The following is a 17,693-nucleotide window of genomic DNA, read 5'->3' as shown; positions in this document are numbered from 1 at the left end:
ACGTCACTCACTCACCGATAGAACGGAGATCGACATGAACAACGACCGTTTGCCGACCACCTGGACGTCCATCTGCACGCTCGACGACATCGTGCCGAACACGGGCGTCTGCGCGCTCGTCAATGGCGAGCAGGTCGCCGTGTTTCGCGTCGAAGGCGAGCGCGGCGGCGTGTACGCCATCGACAACTTCGACCCTGCATCGCAGGCGGCCGTGCTGTCGCGCGGACTGATCGGCAGCCTCGGCGATCGCATCGTGGTCGCTTCGCCGATCTACAAGCATCACTTCGATCTGCGCACGGGCGAATGCTTGGAAGCGCCCGACAAGTCCGTCAGCGCGTTCGCGGCGCGCGTCGAAGACGGACACGTGTGGGTGTCGGCGTAATCTACTGAACGGGCTCTGACGATGGCGTGCGAGAACATCAAGACGGTTTGTCCATACTGCGGCGTCGGTTGCGGCATGGTGCTGCACGTCGAGGAGGGGCAGGTCGTCAAGATTTCCGGCGACAAGGATCATCCGACCAATTACGGGCGTCTCTGCACGAAAGGTCAGTCGGCGCATGTCGCGCTGCGCAAGTCGGGCCGTCTCGAAAGCGCGTTCGAGCGGCGCACGCGCGACGCCGATCCGATTCCCGTTCCCGCCGATCTCGCGATTCCCGATACCGCCCGCCGTCTGCGCGCGATTCTCGATGAGCATGGTCCCGACGCGCTGTCGTTCTACGTGTCGGGGCAGATGTCGATCGAGGCGCAGTACCTCGTGAACAAGCTCGCGAAGGGCTTTATCGGCACCAACAATATCGAGTCGAACTCGCGGCTGTGCATGGCGAGCGCGGGCAGCGGCTACAAGCTATCGCTGGGCGCGGACGGCCCGCCCGGCTCGTATCAGGATTTCGACAAGGCCAACCTGTTCTTCGTGATCGGCGCGAACATGGCCGACTGCCACCCGATCCTCTTTCTGCGCATGATGGATCGCGTGAAGGCGGGCGCGAAGCTGATCGTCGTCGATCCGCGCCGCAACACGACGGCGGACAAAGCGAATCTGTTCATGCAGATCAAGCCGGGCACCGATCTCGCGCTGCTCAATGGCCTGCTGCATCTGCTGCATAAGAATGGCCGTACCGACGCGCGCTTCATCGGCGAGTTCACGGAAGGCTGGGACACGATGCCCGCGTTCCTCGACGACTACACGCCGGAAAAAGTCGCCGCGCTCACGGGCATTCCCGAGGCCGACATCCGCCAGGCCGCGCAATGGATCGGCGACGCGCCCGAGTGGATCAGCTGCTGGACGATGGGCCTGAACCAGAGCACGCACGGCACCTGGAACACGAACGCGATCTGCAATCTGCATCTGGCGACGGGCAAGATCTGCCGTCCCGGCAGCGGCCCGTTCTCGCTGACGGGTCAGCCGAATGCCATGGGCGGGCGTGAGATGGGCTACATGGGTCCGGGCTTGCCGGGCCAGCGCTCCGTACTGGTCGAAGAAGACCGCGCGTTCATCGAAGACCTGTGGCAAGTGCCGCGCGGCACGCTCAAGACGAAGCTCGGCAACGGCACCGTCGACATGTTCTCGCGCATGGCGGCAGGCGACATCAAGGCGTGCTGGATCATCTGCACGAACCCGGTGGCGAGCGTCGCGAACCGGCAGAACGTGATTGCCGGATTGCAGGCCGCTGAATTGGTCATCGCGCAGGACGCGTTCCTCGACACGGAGACCAATCGCTACGCCGACGTCTTGCTGCCCGGCGCGCTGTGGGCCGAGGCGGAAGGCGTGATGATCAATTCCGAGCGCAACATGACGCTGATGCAGAAGGCCATCGATCCGCCCGGCGCCGCACTCGCCGACTGGCAGATCATTGCGCGCGTCGCGTGCGAGATGGGCTTTGCGGATGCGTTCACGTACGGATCGGCGGCCGAGGTGTTCGATGAAATCGCGCGCGTGTCGAACCCGAAGACGGGCTACGATCTGCGCGGCGCGAGCCACGCGCGTCTGCGCGAGACGCCGCTGCAATGGCCGTGCGCGCCCGATGCCCCATCCGACCGCAACCCGCTGCGCTATCTCAACGACGGCGTGAGCCAGACGCTGAAAGTGCTGCCCGACGGCACGCGCCCCGCGCTCGTGTTTCCGACCGCGAGCGGCAAGGCGTTGTTCTTCGCTCGTCCGCATGTCGATCCCGCCGAGATGCCTGGCGCGGAATTCCCGATCGTGCTGAACACGGGCCGCCTGCAACATCAATGGCACACGATGACGAAGACGGGCAAGGTGCCGATGCTCAACCGTCTGAACCCTGCGCCCTTCGTCGAACTGCATCCGGAAGACGCCGCGTCGCTTGGCGTGCGCGACAAGGACCGCGTCGAAGTGCGCTCGAGCCGGGGACGCGCCGTGCTGCCCGCCATCGTCACCGAGCGCGTGCGCCCCGGCAACTGCTTTGCGCCGATGCACTGGAACGACGTATATGGCGACGACCTGTGCATCAACGCGGTGACGAGCGACGCAATCGACGCGATCTCGCAGCAGCCCGAGCTGAAGTTCTGCGCGGTGGCGCTGGCGCGCGTCGAAGCCGATGTCGTCGAAGCCCTGCCACACGACACTGAAGAAGCACCGGCCGTCGCGAAGGAAATGCCCATCGCGATGGTCCGTCAGCCACAGGAACTGGATATGTCCCGTATCGACGCTCTCGCCGCCATGCTCGGCATCACCGACACGCCCGCGCCGACGCTGGACGACACGGCGCGGCTCTACATGGCGGGCTTTATCAGCGGCTTGCGTTCGTCGCAGGGCGAGGCACGGGGCGTGCCCGCGTTGCCTGCAAATGCGCCGCTGTCGGCGAATGCGCGGCTTTGGTTCGACGGCATGCTCGCGGGTCTTTTCAGCCGTGCGCCGGAATCCGGCATGGCGCTGACGTCCGTTACGCAACCCGCAGCGGTCGGCGGGCCTGCTGTGCGCATCGCACACGCACGGCCCAAGGTCGCGCTGTTGTGGGCATCGCAGACGGGCAACATCGAATCGCTGACCGAGCAATACGCGACGCAACTGATGGAGTCCGGCTTCGAAATCCGCATGTCGTGCATGGCGGACATGCCCGTCGCCGCGCTCGCGCAGAGCAAATACGTGCTGCTGATGACGAGCACGTTCGGCGACGGTGACGCGCCCGACAACGGCCAGAGCTTCTGGAACGCATTGCAGGCCGACAGCACGCCGCGCCTCGTCGATCAGCAATACGCGGTGCTCGGATTCGGCGACCCCAGTTACGACCAGTTCTGCGGCCACGGCCGCAAGCTCGACGATCGCTTCGCCGAGCTGGGCGCGAAGCGGTTGCATGCGCGTGTCGATTGCGACACGGATTTTCAGCCGGCCGCCGACAAGTGGCTAGAAGCCGTGATCGCAAAGATCAAGGCCGACGACGCGTTGCTGTATGAAGTGCCCGCGCAAGGCGTGATTCCCTCCGTGCTGCCGGGCGCGACGCCGTCGAAGACGAGTCCCGCCCAGTCGCGGCTCGTCGACAATCTGCGCCTCAATCGCAATGGCACGAAGGACACGCGCTACTTCTCGCTGGCGATCGGCGATTCGAACCTCGAATACGAAGCGGGCGATGCGTTGGGCGTGTGGCCGAAAAACTGCCCTGAACTCGTCGACGAACTGATCGATCTGTCGGGCGTGAAGGCGGATGCGTCGGTACATGTGACAGGTGTCGGCGACATGCGGATCGCCGAGGCATTGGCGCGGCACTATGAAATCGCGCGGCCGAGCGCGGAAGCGCTGCAACTGATCGCATCGCGCAGCCGCAACGATGCGCTCGCGAAGCTGCTCGCCGACGAGCGCAAGGCCGATCTGAAGCAATGGCTGTGGGGCCAGCAGCTCGCCGACGTGCTGCACGAGTTTCCCGCCGATCTGTCGGCCAGCGAGTTGCTCGGTGTGCTCAAGCGTCTGCAGCCGCGGCTCTATTCGATCGCATCGAGCCCGAAGGCGCATGCGGGCGAGGTCCATCTGACGGTGGCTGCCGTGCGCTACAACAATGGCAGGCGCAACCGCAAAGGTGTGTCGTCGACGTTTCTCGCGGATCGCGCGCACGACGTCAGCGTGCCTGTCTTCGTGCAAAAGTCCGCGCATTTCCGTCCGCCGCGCAGCGGCGACACGCCAATGATCATGGTCGGGCCGGGCACGGGCGTCGCGCCGTTCCGCGGCTTCCTGCACGAGCGCAGCGCACGCGGCGCGACAGGGCGCAACTGGCTCTTCTTCGGCGAACAACATGCGGCAACCGACTTCTACTATCGCGACGAACTCGAAAGCATGCAGCAAAGCGGACTGCTGACGCGGCTCGATCTGGCGTTCTCGCGCGATCAGGCCGACAAGGTCTACGTGCAGGACCGGATGCGCGAGCAGGGTGCGCAACTGTGGGCGTGGCTCGAAGAGGGCGCGCACTTCTACGTGTGCGGCGACGCGAGCCGGATGGCGAAGGACGTCGATGCCGCGTTGAAGGAAGTGGTCGTGCAACACGGCGGGCTGAGCGCGGAGCGCGCGGAGGAATACGTTGGCGCGATGACTAAGGACCGGCGCTACGTGCGGGATGTGTACTGAAGCGGGCGGGCGCCTGCCCGCAACCTTTATGTAATGTCAAGCATTTCCGATTAAATCGCACACGATGTATAATGCGTTCTTGTAGAGACATCCGTCTCGTGCCAACGAGGACGCAAATGAAGACCACCGCCAAGGCAGAAGACACGAACCCGAAGCTCGCCGACTTCCTGTGCTTTGCCGTTTACTCGGCGAACCTGGCATTCGGCAAGGCTTACAAGCCGATTCTGGAAGAACTGGGACTCACGTACACGCAATACATCACCGTGATTGCGCTGTGGGAAGAGGACCATCAGACCGTCAGCAGTCTCGGTGAGAAACTGTTTCTCGAATCGAACACGCTCACGCCGATTCTGAAGAAGCTCGAAGGGATGGGCTATCTGGAGCGCCAGCGCGATCCGGAAGACGAGCGCCAGGTCCGCGTCAGCCTGACCAAGGCCGGCCGGAAGCTGCGCGAAAAGGCGTTCGGCATGGACCTGGTGGAGGCTTGCGGCCTCGCGCCCGACGAGTTCTCCAAGATGCAGAGGTCCATCGTCACGCTGCGCAACAACCTGATCAAGGCGGTGAGCGAGCAGGACTGAGCGCCGCCTGACGGGGCGCGGCGGGGCTTGCCGCGCCAGTTCTCCGTGCCAGGCGCGTCATCAAGCCGGATTTCCGGCTTTTTTCTCGACAAATACATCGCACACGATTAAATCGCGCTTGACAGGAAAAAATTTGAACGTAGAATGTGTCGTACGCGATGCAATCGTGTGCGTTTTAAAGAGGTGGGTGACGTCGGAGAGGCGTGATCCACGGAATTTTTAAAGTTATGGCGCCCTTAGGCGGGTGCCTCTACCTGGCGGAGTTCAACATGAACAAGTTCTTCAAAGTCGCAGTCTGGTTTGCCCTTGGCGTAGCAGCGTCCACTTCGGCCTTCGCGAGCGGCTACGGCCCGGCGCCGCATTACAACCCGCTGCAGGGCGCGCCCGTGTCGCAGCAAGGTCCCAGCGCCATCGTTGCCGACGCAGGCCGCAATGCAGCCGCCAACGACGATATGGGTGGCGTAGCGACCCAGACCGTTCAGTCGGGTCACCGCACCATTTCGAGCGAGTTCGGCCTGTCGACCTTCAAGCATCACTAATCGGCGAACAGAGGATAGAGAACATCATGGCAAGAATCGATAACGTCCTGTACACAGGCAAGACGCAAACTACGGGCGGCCGTGAAGGCGCGGCGCGCAGCTCGGACGGCCGGCTGGATATCCAGCTTTCGCCGCCGGGATCGAGCGGCAAGGGCACGAACCCCGAGCAACTGTTCGCGGCAGGCTGGTCGGCGTGTTTCATTGGCGCAATGGGACTGGCGGCGCGCGATCTGAAAGTGACGCTGCCCGCCGATACCAATGTGAACGCCGAAGTCGACCTCGGCACGGGCGAGGGCGGCTACTTCCTGCAGGCGCGTCTGAATGTGAGCCTGCCGGGCGTGAGCGCTGATGTCGCGCAGAAGATCGTCGATGCGGCACACCAGACGTGCCCGTATTCGAAGGCGACGCGCGGCAATATCGACGTCGAAATCGCGTTGGTGTGATGTGTGCGCTGCGGTGGCCGGTTCGCCGGCGTCCTTCAGACGATGGATGCGGCGGACCGGCTATTGCGCTTTGCCGCCCGATTGCGGCGGCTGCGGGTTATGAGCGGGATTCGTGTCGTACTTGAACACGCGTTCGATGCCCGACGCACGGTCCAGCGCCAGCGACGAGAGCGCTGCTTCGAGCGAGTCGGCCGTCTCTTTCGCATAGATCTGCTCGCCTTCGACGTACACGGTGAAGGAGCGCAGATACTTCGCTTTCTTTTCCGGGTTCTCGATGGTCTGCCGCGTCCAGTCATAGAGCGGGTACGCAGCCGTCCCGGCCTCTTCGGCTTCCTTGACGTAATCGGCGAATGCGTCGAACTGGCATTTCAATTCCGCGCGGTGCCGTTTCAGCACGTCATGCAGCGGCGCGTATGACTGCGCAGCAGGATCGGCGCGCAACGCGCCAGCCCGTTCGTCTGAAACGGTGATCCGGATCTGGAACTGCCATGTGTCCTGCATGGTTTTCCCCAATCGAGCGATGCCGCGATTCTAGCGAATGGCTGAACTCTCAGCCTGCGTATCCGGGCCGATTCTGAGGTCTCAGAACGGCATCGTCAGCGCTTGTTTGTCGGTCTATAAAACGCTTTATAAATCAATGATTTAAATAATCTCTCCTTGGCGAAAAACTGGCATGACCCTTGCGCTATAGGCGTCCACTGGCCACGGCCATAGACAAGCGGTGCCACCCGCGCATCCAGATCAAGGAGACATGCTTTGCAAACCACTTCTCACGCCCACGGCCCTTCGCAGCCGGCGCCCGCGCAGCAACCCGCCACCAAAGCACGCTTCTGGCCGGAAGGCTGGTGGAAGCTGATGGAATACCGGATCGGCATCATTCCGCTGCCTGTCTACTTCATCCTGCTTGCGCTGATCACGGGCTTCGCCGTAACCGGCAAGGTGCCCGGCGAAATTTCGATGGCGATCGCCGTGCTGGCGTTCTTCGGCTTCACCTGCGCCGAGTTGGGCAAGCGTCTGCCCATCCTGCGCAATATCGGCGCTGCCGCGATCTGCGCGACCTTCGTGCCGTCGGCGCTCACGTACTATCACCTGCTGCCGAAACCCGTCCTCAACCTGACGACGGAGTTCACCAAGCAGACGAACTTCCTGTACCTGTTCATTGCGTCGATCATCGTCGGCAGCATTTTGAGCATGGACCGGCGCGTGCTGATCCAGGGCTTCATCAAGATCTTCGTGCCGCTGGCGGTCGGTTCGATTGCGGCGGCCATCGTCGGCACGGCGGTCGGCGCGATGTTCGGACTCGGCGTGCGCCATACGCTGCTGTATATCGTCGTGCCCATCATGGCGGGCGGCGTCGGCGAGGGCGCGATTCCGCTGTCCATCGGCTATTCGGAAATCATGCATCTGCCGCAGGGCGAGCTGTTCGCGCAGGTGCTGCCGCCCGTGATGCTCGGCAGCCTGACGGCGATCGTGCTGGCCGGCGCACTCGACATGCTCGGCAAGCGTCTTCCGCATCTGACGGGCAACGGGCGTCTGCAGGTCGGCGAGAAGGATGAAATGGACCCGGTGAAGGAAGAAATCAGCGGCCATATCGACGTCACGCATATTGCCGCCGCCGGCATCACCGCGATCACGCTTTACCTGCTCGGCCTGATGTGCCGCAATCTGTTCGGTCTGCCCGCGCCCGTCGCAATGCTGTTCCTCGCGGTGCTGGTGAAGCTCGCGCGCGCGGTCTCGCCGCAGTTGCAGGAAGGCGCGTTCGTTGTCTACAAGTTCTTCTCGACGGCTGTCACGTATCCGCTGCTGTTCGCAATCGGCGTCGCGATGACGCCGTGGGACAAGCTGATCGCCGCATTCACGTTCGCCAATATCGTGACCATCGTCGTGACCGTGGCGACGCTGATGGGCACGGGCTTTGTGGTTGGGCGCTTCCTGAAGATGTACCCTATCGACACCGCGATCGTGAACGCCTGCCACAGCGGCCAGGGCGGCACGGGCGACGTCGCGATCCTGACGGCGGCGAACCGCATGACGCTGATGCCGTTCGCGCAGATCGCGACGCGTATCGGCGGCGCGATCGTGGTGACGCTGACGTTGATCCTGCTCGCGCATTTCGGCTGACGCGTCCGCGCCCGATGCGGCGCGGCGGCGGGCGGCGCGATCAGCTTGCGCCGCCCGTTTTCGTATAAGGTGCCGTGCGCGAGTCCAGCGCAAGCCGGCATACGGCGTCGGGCATCGATGAGGTTGAATGTGCGCGTGAGAATAAGAGGCATACCGTTGTGGGCATGGGCCGCTGCTGGCGCGCTGTATCTCGGCGCGGCGGCCGCGGCCGTCGAATTTGCGTGGGACCGCGCGATCGATGCGCTCGCGCAAGTCGGCGCGCATCGGCTGGACCTGTACGCCGCCAGCCTGAAAAGCGAGCTGGGCCGCTTCGAGATGATGCCCGCCATCGTCGCGCGGCAAGATAGCGTGCGCGCGCTGCTGGGCGCAGGCTCGCGCGCTTCGCCCGAACTGCTGCACGAGGTCAACACGTATCTCGAAGCCGTCAGCGACGACGCGGGCAGTCTCGCCGTCGATGTGATCGACCTGCAAGGCGAGGTGATCGCCGCGAGCAACTGGAACCAGTCGTTCAGCTTCGTCGGCACCAATGTTTCCTATCGGCCGTACTTCAACGACGCGCTCGCGCACGGCGCGGGGCGCTTCTTCGGCATCGGCACGAACACGGGCATGCCGGGCCTGTACTTCTCGAGCGCCGTGCGCGACGCAGGCAAGCCGATCGGCGTGGCGGCCGTGAAGCTGAGTGTCGATGCGCTCGAAGCGGCATGGCGCACGCCCGGCGAGGCGGCTGTGGTGATCGACGGCAACGGGGTCATCGTCATCTCGACGGTGCCGGCGTGGAAGTTCACCGCGTTCCGGCCGATCACCGCGCAGCAGCAGCGCGATATTCAGGCTTCGCGGCAATACGCGGGCCGCAACGTCGATGCGTTGCTTTATCGGCGGGTCGCCGACTGGGACGGCACGGCGTGGCTCGGGCGCTTTCCCGACTGGCGGCGCGCGGGCCGCACCACGCAGTTTCTCGTGATGTCGCGGACCGCGCCGCAAGCGGGCGACTCGATCATGGTGCTGCTCGACGTTGCCGCCGCGCGGCGTCAGCAGCAGATTGCGCTCGCGTTCGTGACGGGCGCGTTTCTGATCGCCGGGCTGTATGCGTTGTACGCGACCCAGCGACGCCGCACGATTGCCGAAAAGCTCAAGGCGCAAGACGCGCTGCGCCTCGCGAACGACCGGCTGGAGATGACCGTCGCACAACGCACCGCCGCGCTCGTGGAAACCAATGAACGGATGAAGCAGGAGATCGTCGAGCGCAAGCGGACCGAGCAGCGTCTGCGCGACTCGCAGCAGGAAGTCGTGCATGCGGGCAAGCTCGCCGTGCTCGGGCAGATGGCTGCGGGCCTCACGCACGAGCTGAACCAGCCGCTCGTCGCGATCCGCACGCTGTGCGACAACGCGCGCACGTTCTTCGAGCGCAATCAGCCCGCGCAGGCGGTGGCGAATCTGGAGCGTGTGGCGAAACTCGTCGACAGCATGGCCGTGCTGACGGGCGAGTTGAAGACCTTCGCGCGCAAGCCCGATGTCGAGCGGGTGGCGGTGGCGCTGAGCGAAGCCGTCGCGCACGCACGGCTCATCTACGAAGCGCGCATCCGCGACGAAGGCGTGCAACTCGACGTGAAGATTCCGGCGGGCACGACGGTATGGGCGGAATCGAGCCAGTTGCAGCAGGTGATCGTCAATCTGCTGGGCAACGCGCTCGACGCCGTGCGCAACGAACCGAAGCGCGTGATTACGATTGCTGCCGCTGATCCCGACGCGCGCGAGCGCGTGCTGTTCACTATCGCGGATAGCGGCCCCGGCATCGCGCCCGACGTGCTCGCGCATCTGTTCGAGCCGTTCGTGACGACCAAGCCGCGCGGGCAAGGCCTGGGCCTCGGGCTCGCCATCTCGTCGCGTATCGTCGAGGGTTTCGGCGCGAAGATTTCCGCCGCGAATCTTGCAGACAGCGGCGCACAATTCACTATCGAATTCGCGGCGGCAACGTCGCAGAGGGTGGTTCATGGGAGATGAAATTCGCGTGCTCGTCGTCGAGGACGATGAGAATGTCCGCTTCGGCGTCGAGCAGGCCGTGGCGTTGGCGGGCTTTCCCGTCAGCGCGTTCGAATCGGCGGCGCAGGCGCTGGCCGAAGTCGCGCCGGGTGCGCCACTTGTGATCGTGTCGGATGTGCGAATGCCGGGCATCGACGGATTGCAGCTGCTCGACAAGGTGATGGCGATCGATTCGCAGATCCCTGTCGTGCTGATTAGCGGGCATGCCGATATCTCGACGGCCGTGGGCGCGATGCAGGTCGGCGCGTACGACTTCATCGAGAAGCCTTTTTCGTCCGACCATATCGCGGGGCGCGTCGCGCGCGCGGTCGAGAAGCGGCGCCTCACGCTTGAGGTGCAGGGCTTGCGGGCGGCGCTCGACAACTGGCAGGGCATCGAGGCGCTGGTGCTCGGCAAGTCGCCGGCGATCGCCGAAGTGCGCAAGAAGATTTTGCGGCTCGCCGACACGTCGGTGTCGGTGCTGATCACGGGCGAGACGGGCACTGGCAAGGAGTTGATCGCGCGCAGCCTGCACGACTTTGGCGGACGGCGCGACAAGCACTTCGTCGCGCTCAATTGTGGCGGCCTGCCGGAACAGATTTTCGAAAGCGAGTTGTTCGGGCACGAAGCGGGCGCGTTCACGGGCGCGATCAAGAAGCGTGTCGGCAAGATCGAATGGGCGCACGGCGGCACGCTCTTTCTCGACGAAATCGAAACCATGCCGGTCGCGCTGCAGATCAAAATGCTGCGCGTGCTGCAGGAACGCACGCTGGAGCGGCTCGGCGCGAACGAGTCGATTTCCGTCGATTGCCGGGTGATCGCTGCGACCAAGGCCGATCTGACGGCACTTTCCTCCGACGGACGGTTTCGCTCGGACCTGTTGTACAGGTTGAACGTCGCGCAGATCGAACTGCCGCCGTTGCGCGAGCGCCGCGAAGACGTGCCGTTGCTGTTCGAGCATTTCGTGCTGGCGGCCGCGCGCCGCTTCGGACAACCGGCGCCTGTCGTGTCGGCTTCGCAGGTTTCGGAGCTGATGACGCACGCGTGGCCCGGCAACGTGCGCGAGTTGCAGAACGTCGCGGACCGCTTCGTGCTCGGTCTCACGGGCGATAGCCTGCTGTCCGAGGGCGGTAGCACAACAGTCAAGGGCGGCACGCTCGCCGATCAGCTTGCGTATTTCGAGCGCAGGCTGATCGAGGACATGCTGCGGCGTCACCACGGCAACGTGGCGGAAGCGAGCGAGGCGCTCGGCATGCCGAAGAAGACGCTGTATCACAAGCTTCGCCAACTAAAAATCGCCGCGCGCGATGCCCAGGGCGAAGAGATCGACACGTAGCGTTTTATCAGGCGCTTTCAGCGCTTCAGACTCTCCATCAACACCTGCACGAACGCCTTGCTCGCCGCCGTGCGATACGCGTCCTTACGCTGCAGCAGGGCGGCCGTGCGCGCGGGCAGCGGCGGATCGAGCGGCACGGGCTGCAGTTCGGCATGCTCGCGCGCGATGCCGTCGGGCAGCACGGTCGCAAGCTGGCCGTGACGCACGATCTCGACGATCGCGCTGATCGAATTCACCTCGATGGCAACCTGCGGGCGAACGCGATGCCGCGCGCAATACTCGTCGATATAGCGGCGCGTCGCGAATGCCTTGTTCAGCAGCACCAACGGTTCTTTCGCAAAATCCTGCGCGGAAAGCGGCTTGCGACGCGACGCGCGCGCATGGCCGCTGCCGACCACGAGGCTCAGCGTCTCCTGAAACAGCGGCTGGCTTTCGATTTCCGCTGCGTACACCGGCTCGAACGCGATGCCGGCATCGAGCTTGTCGTCGGCGAGTTGCGCTTCGATCTGGTCCTGCGTCATTTCCTGAATCTCGATCGCGATGCCGGGATGCGACGCATAGAAGCGATCGATGACGGGCCCCACCAGATATGCCGTAAACGTCGGCGTGACGGCAAGACGCAGATTGCCGCGGCTCAGCTCGCCGACATCGTGAATGGCTCTCACGCCCGCATCGAGATCCTGTAGCGCGAGTTTTGCATAGCGCATCCATGCCACGCCCGCATCCGTCAGTTGCACCGTTCGACCCGAGCGGTCGAGCAACTGCGTGCGCAGTGTGTCTTCCAGTTGCCTGATCTGTTGCGACAGCGTGGGCTGCGACACGTGCAGCGCCTCGGCGGCGCGCGTGAAATTGCGGTGCTCGGCGACGGCCAGAAAGTAGCGGATATGACGTAGCAGCATGTCTGCCCCTGTCGGGTAACTATTGGTTATGCCTATAGCCACAATCATAAACCGGTCTTGGACACTATGGCTGATCGCGTCCATTCTTTGTTCAACGCAGCGCAACGCAACCCAACGCACTGAGCGACGGAATGGAGCGAATCATGCAAGAGATCATCGACGGTTTTCTGAAGTTTCAGCGCGACGTCTTTCCGGCGCGCAAAGAGTTGTTCCGCAAGCTGGCTACCAGCCAGACGCCGCGAACGCTATTCATCTCGTGTTCGGACAGCCGGATGGTGCCCGAACTGGTCACGCAACGCGAACCGGGCGACCTGTTCGTGATCCGTAATGCCGGCAACATCGTGCCTTCGTTCGGGCCGGAGCCGGGTGGTGTGTCGGCCACGGTCGAGTATGCGGTGGCCGCGCTGGGCGTCACCGACGTCGTGATCTGCGGCCATTCGGATTGCGGCGCGATGACGGCGGTTGCAACGTGCAAGTGCCTCGATCACATGCCCGCCGTCGCAAACTGGCTGCGCTACGCCGATTCGGCGAAGCTCGTCAACGAATCGCGCGATCATGCAAGCGAGCGCGAACGCATCGACTCGATGGTGCGTGAGAACGTGATCGCGCAACTCATCAATCTCAAGACGCATCCGTCCGTGGCGCTGGCGCTCGCGCAGGGCCGCCTGAAGCTGCATGGCTGGGTCTATGACATCGAATCCGGTTCCATCGATGCACTCGACAGCACGACACGTCAGTTCGTTTCGCTGGCCGAGCATCCGGATGTCAACGCGACGCGTGAGGAATGTGTCGCAGCGTTTTGATTTTCGCCTCGTCGTTATTCCCTGCCTCACTCATTCAAGGAGCAACACCATGACCCAATCGCAAACCACCCCGCACGCACGCGAAGCCCTGACCGAAACCATCATCGACGCCAAGACGCGCAAGAACCTGACGTTCGAAGCGATCAACGAAGGCACGGGCCTGAGCGTCGCATACACGACGGCCGCGCTGCTTGGCCAGCACGCACTGCCGGAGAAGGCGGCGAAACTGGTTGCCGAGCGTCTCGGTCTCGACAACGACGCCGTCCGTCTGCTGCAGACCATCCCCGTGCGTGGCAGCATTCCCGGAGGCGTGCCGACCGATCCGACCATCTATCGCTTCTACGAAATGGTGCAGGTGTACGGCACGACGTTGAAGGCGCTGGTTCACGAGCAGTTCGGCGACGGCATCATCAGCGCGATCAACTTCAAGCTCGATATTCAGAAGGTGCCGGATCCTGAAGGCGGCGAGCGCGCAATCATCACGCTCAACGGCAAGTATCTGCCGACCAAGCCGTTCTGATTTCCTCAGTCCTGCACGAACCCAAGCACAGCAACAGACCTCGTAAAAGGAGAGTCGACATGTCTTCGCAACAACAGGAAATTCGCCCGCCGCTTCCTCCGTTCACACTGGAAACGGCCACAGAGAAAGTGCGCCTCGCGGAAGACGGCTGGAACTCGCGCGATGCGGCGAAAGTCGCGCTTGCCTATTCGCTCGATACGAAGTGGCGCAACCGCGCGGAGTTCGCGAACAACCGCGCCGAGGCGCAGGCGTTTCTGGAGCGCAAATGGCGCAAGGAATTCGAGTATCGACTGATCAAGGAGTTGTGGGCGTTCGGTGGCAATCGGATCGCGGTGCGCTACGCGTATGAATGGCGCGATGACGCGGGCAACTGGTTTCGTTCGTATGGCAACGAGAACTGGGAGTTCGGCGAAGACGGTCTGATGCAACGCCGCTTTGCCTGCATCAACGACATGCCGATCAAGGAGTCGGAGCGCAAGTTCCATTGGCCTCTGGGCCGTCGTCCCGACGATCACCCCAGCTTGAGCGATCTCGGCCTTTGAACGTGAAGCGCACGCGTTACGCCTGAAATGCTCAAGGCGTGACGCGTGTTTTCGTCGTGAGCGGGTTGCGGCTGGTATCTACGAAGAGTTGCGAGACGGGCACGGGGCGCTGGTAGAAATAGCCTTGACCGAACGGGATGCCCAGGCTGCGCAGCGCTTCGTGCGTCCGCGACGAATTCCTTGCGCTCCAGATCCATTGGCGCGATGTTGACGACGACGCGCAATGGGCGGATGTCCGTCTTTTGCGTGATGCCCTCTGTCGCGCGTTGCAGCGCAAAGAGGGTGACGCTCGCCAGCAGGCTGCTGCTTTCCACTTCCGTCATGAACGCACTGGGGCTCACGGCGCCCCATTTCGGATGTGTCCAGCGTATCAACGCCTCGACGCCCGTCATGCGGCGCGTGGCGATCTCGACCACGGGTTGATACGCGATATGCAATTGCCCATGCCTGAGCGCGCGGCGCACGGCTGAAAGCAGCAGGCGGCGCGGCGCAAAGACGATCAGGTATCCAGCCGCAATCAGCAGATTCACGCATCAGCGTACGTAGTCCATTCGAATGGCATTACTGATCAATTGATTTGCATGCCCTTCGTTGGAATGCGGTTCTTTAATGACTATTTCGACGAATTAGTGGATTCAGGAAATAAAGGCGAGAATCGACTTATGTCTTTTATGGAAAACCCGTATGTCCGCTTATGCGAAATAAATGCCAATACGAGAACACGTTCCAAATCGATTTTACTCATCACGCATAGTAGAAATATTCGAGAAATATTTTGTAATGGAAGTTGACACGCTGACGTTTGCCCAACTAATCTACCGTCCATCGTAAGCTGACAGTCATTCAAAACGGGCGCATCAAATTATTATCGCGCGCGTGGTCAGCCCTGCGAGTCTGTGCGCGTGGCGTTCGCCGCGCGTCGTTGTCATGCCGTAATTTTTTCTCTAGTTCACGTTCTAAAAATGTAAATATCAGCGAATTGGGCTGAGGCCTGTTTTCGTCTGTTTATTGCAATTCTTTCATTCGCCTTAAAGCGCGTGGGGGAGACCTTTTTTCGTGATTTTTAATAATAAATAGAGACGCATAACCACACATTTCCAGAGCTGCTTTATCCGATAGGACGAACCATGCGACCATATTTTCGGTTAAAGGCGCAGTGCCTGTTGCTGGCTGCGACACTGGCGTTGAGTGCATGTGGTGGTGGAGACGATGGAGGTCTGGCTTCGAGCAAGTCCGCCCAGGTGGGTGCGACGGCACCGGCGTCGCAACCTGCGCTCGCGGCGCCGGAGTCGCCTATAGTCGCCGATACGTCGATCAACAAATCGGTGCCGCCCGTCGAGTTGCCCGACACCGTGAAGCCGATCAACTACAAGCTGTGGTTCCGGCCTAACCCGGATCTGAACGCGTTCGACGGCCGCGCCGATGTCGAGATCCAGGTCACGAAGAACATCAATCAGATCGTCATTGCCGGGCATCGCATCAAGTTCGTCAACGGCAAGACGACGCTGCAGCCGGGTAACATCCAGCTGATCGCGACGCCGCAGGACGACGGCGATTTCTATCAGTTGCGGCCCGTCAGCGGCCAGATTCATCCCGGCAACTATTCGCTGCATATGGAGTGGTCGGGCATCATCAACTTCAAGACCTACGACGATCCCGCCACGAAAACAGGCGGCAGTTGCGGCGACGATCCGTATCCCGGCTGCTCCGCGGCGGAAGGCGTATTCCGCGTCGATCTGAAGTCGACGGACGGCACGACGAGCGGCGCGATCCTCACGCAAGGCGAAACCAACCTTGCGCGCCAATGGTTCCCGGGCTGGGACGAGCCGGCTTTCCGGATGACGTATGAGGTGTCGGCGGAAGTGCCGCAGAACTGGCGCGTCGTGTCGAATGCCGCGGAGAAGCCGTCCGTCAATGTGGACAGCGGCTACAAGCGCGTCACGTTCGACAAGACGCCGCCGATGCCGCAATACCTGCTGTTCTTCGGCGGCGGTATGTTCGATACGCTCGAAGACGACTTCACGAGCCCGTTGAAGGACGGCAAGAATCTGCATCTGCGGATCTTCACGCCGCCCGGCATGCGCGACTGGGCCGTGCCCGCGATGCAGCAGACCAAGCAGGCGCTCGATTATTACTACCGCTACACGGGCATCCCGCTGCCGCTCACGAAGTTCGACACGATCGCCGCGAACGATGCGTTCAAGGAGCAGAAGGACCTGAACTTTGGCGGGATGGAGAACTGGGGCGCCATTCTCGAATTCGCCGACGACATTCTTCCGCCGCCCGGCACGCCGATGTCCGACTATGGCGTGGTGGTGCTGACGCACGAGGCCGCCCACCAGTGGTTCGGCGATCTCGTGACGCTCGACTGGTGGGACGACGTGTGGATGAACGAATCGTTCGCGACGTACTTCGAGAACAAGACGAAGATTCTGTTTTTCCCCGATCGCTTCAGTTGGGTCGACGAAGTGAAGACCAAGTACGCGGTGATGTCGCGCGACCTGCGAAACACATCGTTCCCGGTGCAGCCGAACTTCAACGACTGGGCATCGAATGATTTCGTGTTGAGCGCTAGTCCGTTCACGTACGACAAAGGCGGCATCGTGCTGAAGATGCTTGAGAACTATCTCGGCGATGGCGTGATGCGCAGGGGCCTGCAGTCGTATCTGGCCGACTACTCACTCGGCAACTCGACGCCCAAGCGTCTGTGGGACGAGCTGGCGAAGGTGAGCGGCGAGCCGATGGTCGCCATCGGTGACAGCTTCGTGCGGCAAACGGGTGTGCCGCTGGTATCGCTCGATACGCAATGCGATCTGACGAGCAATCAGACGGTCGTCACGCTCAAGCAGTCGCCGTATCCGAACCAGAATCTGTATCCGGGCATTCAATGGACGGTCCCGTTGACGCTCGCTTACGGTGAAGGTCTCGCGCGGCGCAAGACGGTTGCGCTGAAGGACACGCAGATGCAGGTGCGCGTCAACGGCTGCTCAGCAGTCGTCGCGGACCCGAGCGGGCTCGATTACTACGTGACGAACTATGGCGACAACGCGTGGAGCCAGTTGCTCGCGCAGAGCAGCGCGTTGACCGATCCCGTGTTGCTGACCAACCTGCAGATGGAAGCGAAGATGCTCGTGAATTCGGGCCTGGCCAATCCTTCGCGCGCTACGACGATCGGCTCGATCACGCCGCCGGTCAGCGCGATGGCGCGCCGTCAGGTGCTGGTGACGCCGCAGGCAGAAACGGTTCGTCCGACGCTGCGTTATCAGGGCAAGCTGAAGCCGCGTAACAAGACGGAGTAACGTCGTTCTCGTATGACGGCG

The 17,693-nt window shown here is 62.6% G+C and carries 15 protein-coding genes; 12 read left to right on the top strand and 3 right to left on the bottom strand.

Features of this window, described 5'->3' with window-relative positions:
* Window positions 1-34: 34 nt before the first annotated feature.
* From nirD to SB822_RS11240, 5 genes are all read left to right on the top strand, one after another.
* Window positions 35-382, top strand: a complete 348-nt coding sequence (gene nirD, locus SB822_RS11260) for a nitrite reductase small subunit NirD (protein ID WP_007588800.1) — start codon at window positions 35-37, stop codon at window positions 380-382.
* A 21-nt stretch (window positions 383-403) separates the two neighbouring features.
* Entirely contained in the window at window positions 404-4,573 is a 4,170-nt protein-coding gene (locus SB822_RS11255) for a sulfite reductase subunit alpha (RefSeq protein ID WP_410854676.1), read from the top strand.
* A gap of 116 nt (window positions 4,574-4,689) precedes the next feature.
* Window positions 4,690-5,151 carry a MarR family winged helix-turn-helix transcriptional regulator gene (locus SB822_RS11250; protein ID WP_114223483.1) on the top strand — a complete coding sequence of 154 codons (462 nt, stop codon included), beginning with the start codon at window positions 4,690-4,692 and terminating at the stop codon, window positions 5,149-5,151.
* A gap of 269 nt (window positions 5,152-5,420) precedes the next feature.
* The gene (locus SB822_RS11245; protein ID WP_007588804.1) at window positions 5,421-5,690 is read left to right on the top strand and encodes a hypothetical protein; all 270 of its coding nucleotides are present in this window, start codon (window positions 5,421-5,423) and stop codon (window positions 5,688-5,690) included.
* A gap of 26 nt (window positions 5,691-5,716) precedes the next feature.
* A complete protein-coding gene (locus tag SB822_RS11240; protein ID WP_091781488.1) occupies window positions 5,717-6,133 on the top strand; it encodes an organic hydroperoxide resistance protein in 417 nt (138 codons plus the stop codon).
* Between the two features lie 60 nt (window positions 6,134-6,193).
* Here SB822_RS11240 and SB822_RS11235 read toward each other — a convergent pair whose 3' ends face one another.
* Entirely contained in the window at window positions 6,194-6,634 is a 441-nt protein-coding gene (locus SB822_RS11235; protein ID WP_114223481.1) for a hypothetical protein, read from the bottom strand.
* 255 nt (window positions 6,635-6,889) lie between these two features.
* On the opposite strand from SB822_RS11235, the gene SB822_RS11230 reads away from it, so the two are divergent.
* From SB822_RS11230 to SB822_RS11220, 3 genes are all read left to right on the top strand, one after another.
* The gene (locus tag SB822_RS11230; RefSeq protein WP_007588807.1) at window positions 6,890-8,254 is read left to right on the top strand and encodes a 2-hydroxycarboxylate transporter family protein; all 1,365 of its coding nucleotides are present in this window, start codon (window positions 6,890-6,892) and stop codon (window positions 8,252-8,254) included.
* Window positions 8,255-8,371: 117 nt separating this feature from the next.
* Window positions 8,372-10,255, top strand: a complete 1,884-nt coding sequence (locus SB822_RS11225) for an ATP-binding protein (protein WP_410854675.1) — start codon at window positions 8,372-8,374, stop codon at window positions 10,253-10,255.
* Entirely contained in the window at window positions 10,245-11,609 is a 1,365-nt protein-coding gene (locus SB822_RS11220) for a sigma-54-dependent transcriptional regulator (RefSeq protein WP_007588809.1), read from the top strand. Before SB822_RS11225 ends, SB822_RS11220 begins: the two co-directional genes overlap by 11 nt.
* A gap of 17 nt (window positions 11,610-11,626) precedes the next feature.
* Here the strand turns inward: SB822_RS11220 and cynR are convergent, their stop codons facing one another.
* A complete protein-coding gene (gene cynR, locus SB822_RS11215) occupies window positions 11,627-12,508 on the bottom strand; it encodes a transcriptional regulator CynR (RefSeq protein ID WP_086919537.1) in 882 nt (293 codons plus the stop codon).
* 143 nt (window positions 12,509-12,651) lie between these two features.
* Here cynR and SB822_RS11210 point away from each other — a divergent pair, with 143 nt between their 5' ends.
* The 3 genes from SB822_RS11210 to SB822_RS11200 are packed head-to-tail and all read left to right on the top strand — an operon-like array spanning window position 12,652 to window position 14,373.
* A complete protein-coding gene (locus SB822_RS11210; protein WP_086919538.1) occupies window positions 12,652-13,311 on the top strand; it encodes a carbonic anhydrase in 660 nt (219 codons plus the stop codon).
* 49 nt (window positions 13,312-13,360) lie between these two features.
* The gene (cynS, locus tag SB822_RS11205) at window positions 13,361-13,831 is read left to right on the top strand and encodes a cyanase (protein WP_410854674.1); all 471 of its coding nucleotides are present in this window, start codon (window positions 13,361-13,363) and stop codon (window positions 13,829-13,831) included.
* Between the two features lie 59 nt (window positions 13,832-13,890).
* Window positions 13,891-14,373, top strand: a complete 483-nt coding sequence (locus SB822_RS11200; protein WP_007588815.1) for a DUF1348 family protein — start codon at window positions 13,891-13,893, stop codon at window positions 14,371-14,373.
* On the opposite strand, the gene SB822_RS11195 is transcribed toward SB822_RS11200, so the two are convergent.
* A complete protein-coding gene (locus tag SB822_RS11195; protein WP_410854673.1) occupies window positions 14,343-14,903 on the bottom strand; it encodes an EAL domain-containing protein in 561 nt (186 codons plus the stop codon). The genes SB822_RS11200 and SB822_RS11195 overlap by 31 nt on opposite strands.
* A gap of 597 nt (window positions 14,904-15,500) precedes the next feature.
* Between SB822_RS11195 and SB822_RS11190 the strand changes: the two genes are divergently transcribed.
* A complete protein-coding gene (locus tag SB822_RS11190; protein WP_410854672.1) occupies window positions 15,501-17,672 on the top strand; it encodes a M1 family metallopeptidase in 2,172 nt (723 codons plus the stop codon).
* Window positions 17,673-17,693: the final 21 nt, after the last annotated feature.

The organism is Paraburkholderia sp. SIMBA_054, assembly GCF_046534875.1.
Taxonomy (GTDB): Bacteria; Pseudomonadota; Gammaproteobacteria; order Burkholderiales; family Burkholderiaceae; genus Paraburkholderia; species Paraburkholderia hospita.
The sequence above is the reverse complement of the archived record's forward strand: the minus strand, read 5'-3'. Positions and strand labels throughout refer to the sequence as shown.

Coding starts and splice junctions, on each gene's coding strand:
- SB822_RS11225 (WP_410854675.1), top strand. CDS start 8,372: ATGAGGTTGAATGTGCGCGTGAGAATAAGAGGCATACCGTTGTGGGCA.
- SB822_RS11190 (WP_410854672.1), top strand. CDS start 15,501: ATGCGACCATATTTTCGGTTAAAGGCGCAGTGCCTGTTGCTGGCTGCG.
- SB822_RS11200 (WP_007588815.1), top strand. CDS start 13,891: ATGTCTTCGCAACAACAGGAAATTCGCCCGCCGCTTCCTCCGTTCACA.
- SB822_RS11255 (WP_410854676.1), top strand. CDS start 404: ATGGCGTGCGAGAACATCAAGACGGTTTGTCCATACTGCGGCGTCGGT.
- SB822_RS11210 (WP_086919538.1), top strand. CDS start 12,652: ATGCAAGAGATCATCGACGGTTTTCTGAAGTTTCAGCGCGACGTCTTT.
- cynR (WP_086919537.1), bottom strand. CDS start 12,508: ATGCTGCTACGTCATATCCGCTACTTTCTGGCCGTCGCCGAGCACCGC.
- SB822_RS11245 (WP_007588804.1), top strand. CDS start 5,421: ATGAACAAGTTCTTCAAAGTCGCAGTCTGGTTTGCCCTTGGCGTAGCA.
- cynS (WP_410854674.1), top strand. CDS start 13,361: ATGACCCAATCGCAAACCACCCCGCACGCACGCGAAGCCCTGACCGAA.
- SB822_RS11240 (WP_091781488.1), top strand. CDS start 5,717: ATGGCAAGAATCGATAACGTCCTGTACACAGGCAAGACGCAAACTACG.
- SB822_RS11250 (WP_114223483.1), top strand. CDS start 4,690: ATGAAGACCACCGCCAAGGCAGAAGACACGAACCCGAAGCTCGCCGAC.
- SB822_RS11235 (WP_114223481.1), bottom strand. CDS start 6,634: ATGCAGGACACATGGCAGTTCCAGATCCGGATCACCGTTTCAGACGAA.
- SB822_RS11220 (WP_007588809.1), top strand. CDS start 10,245: ATGGGAGATGAAATTCGCGTGCTCGTCGTCGAGGACGATGAGAATGTC.
- nirD (WP_007588800.1), top strand. CDS start 35: ATGAACAACGACCGTTTGCCGACCACCTGGACGTCCATCTGCACGCTC.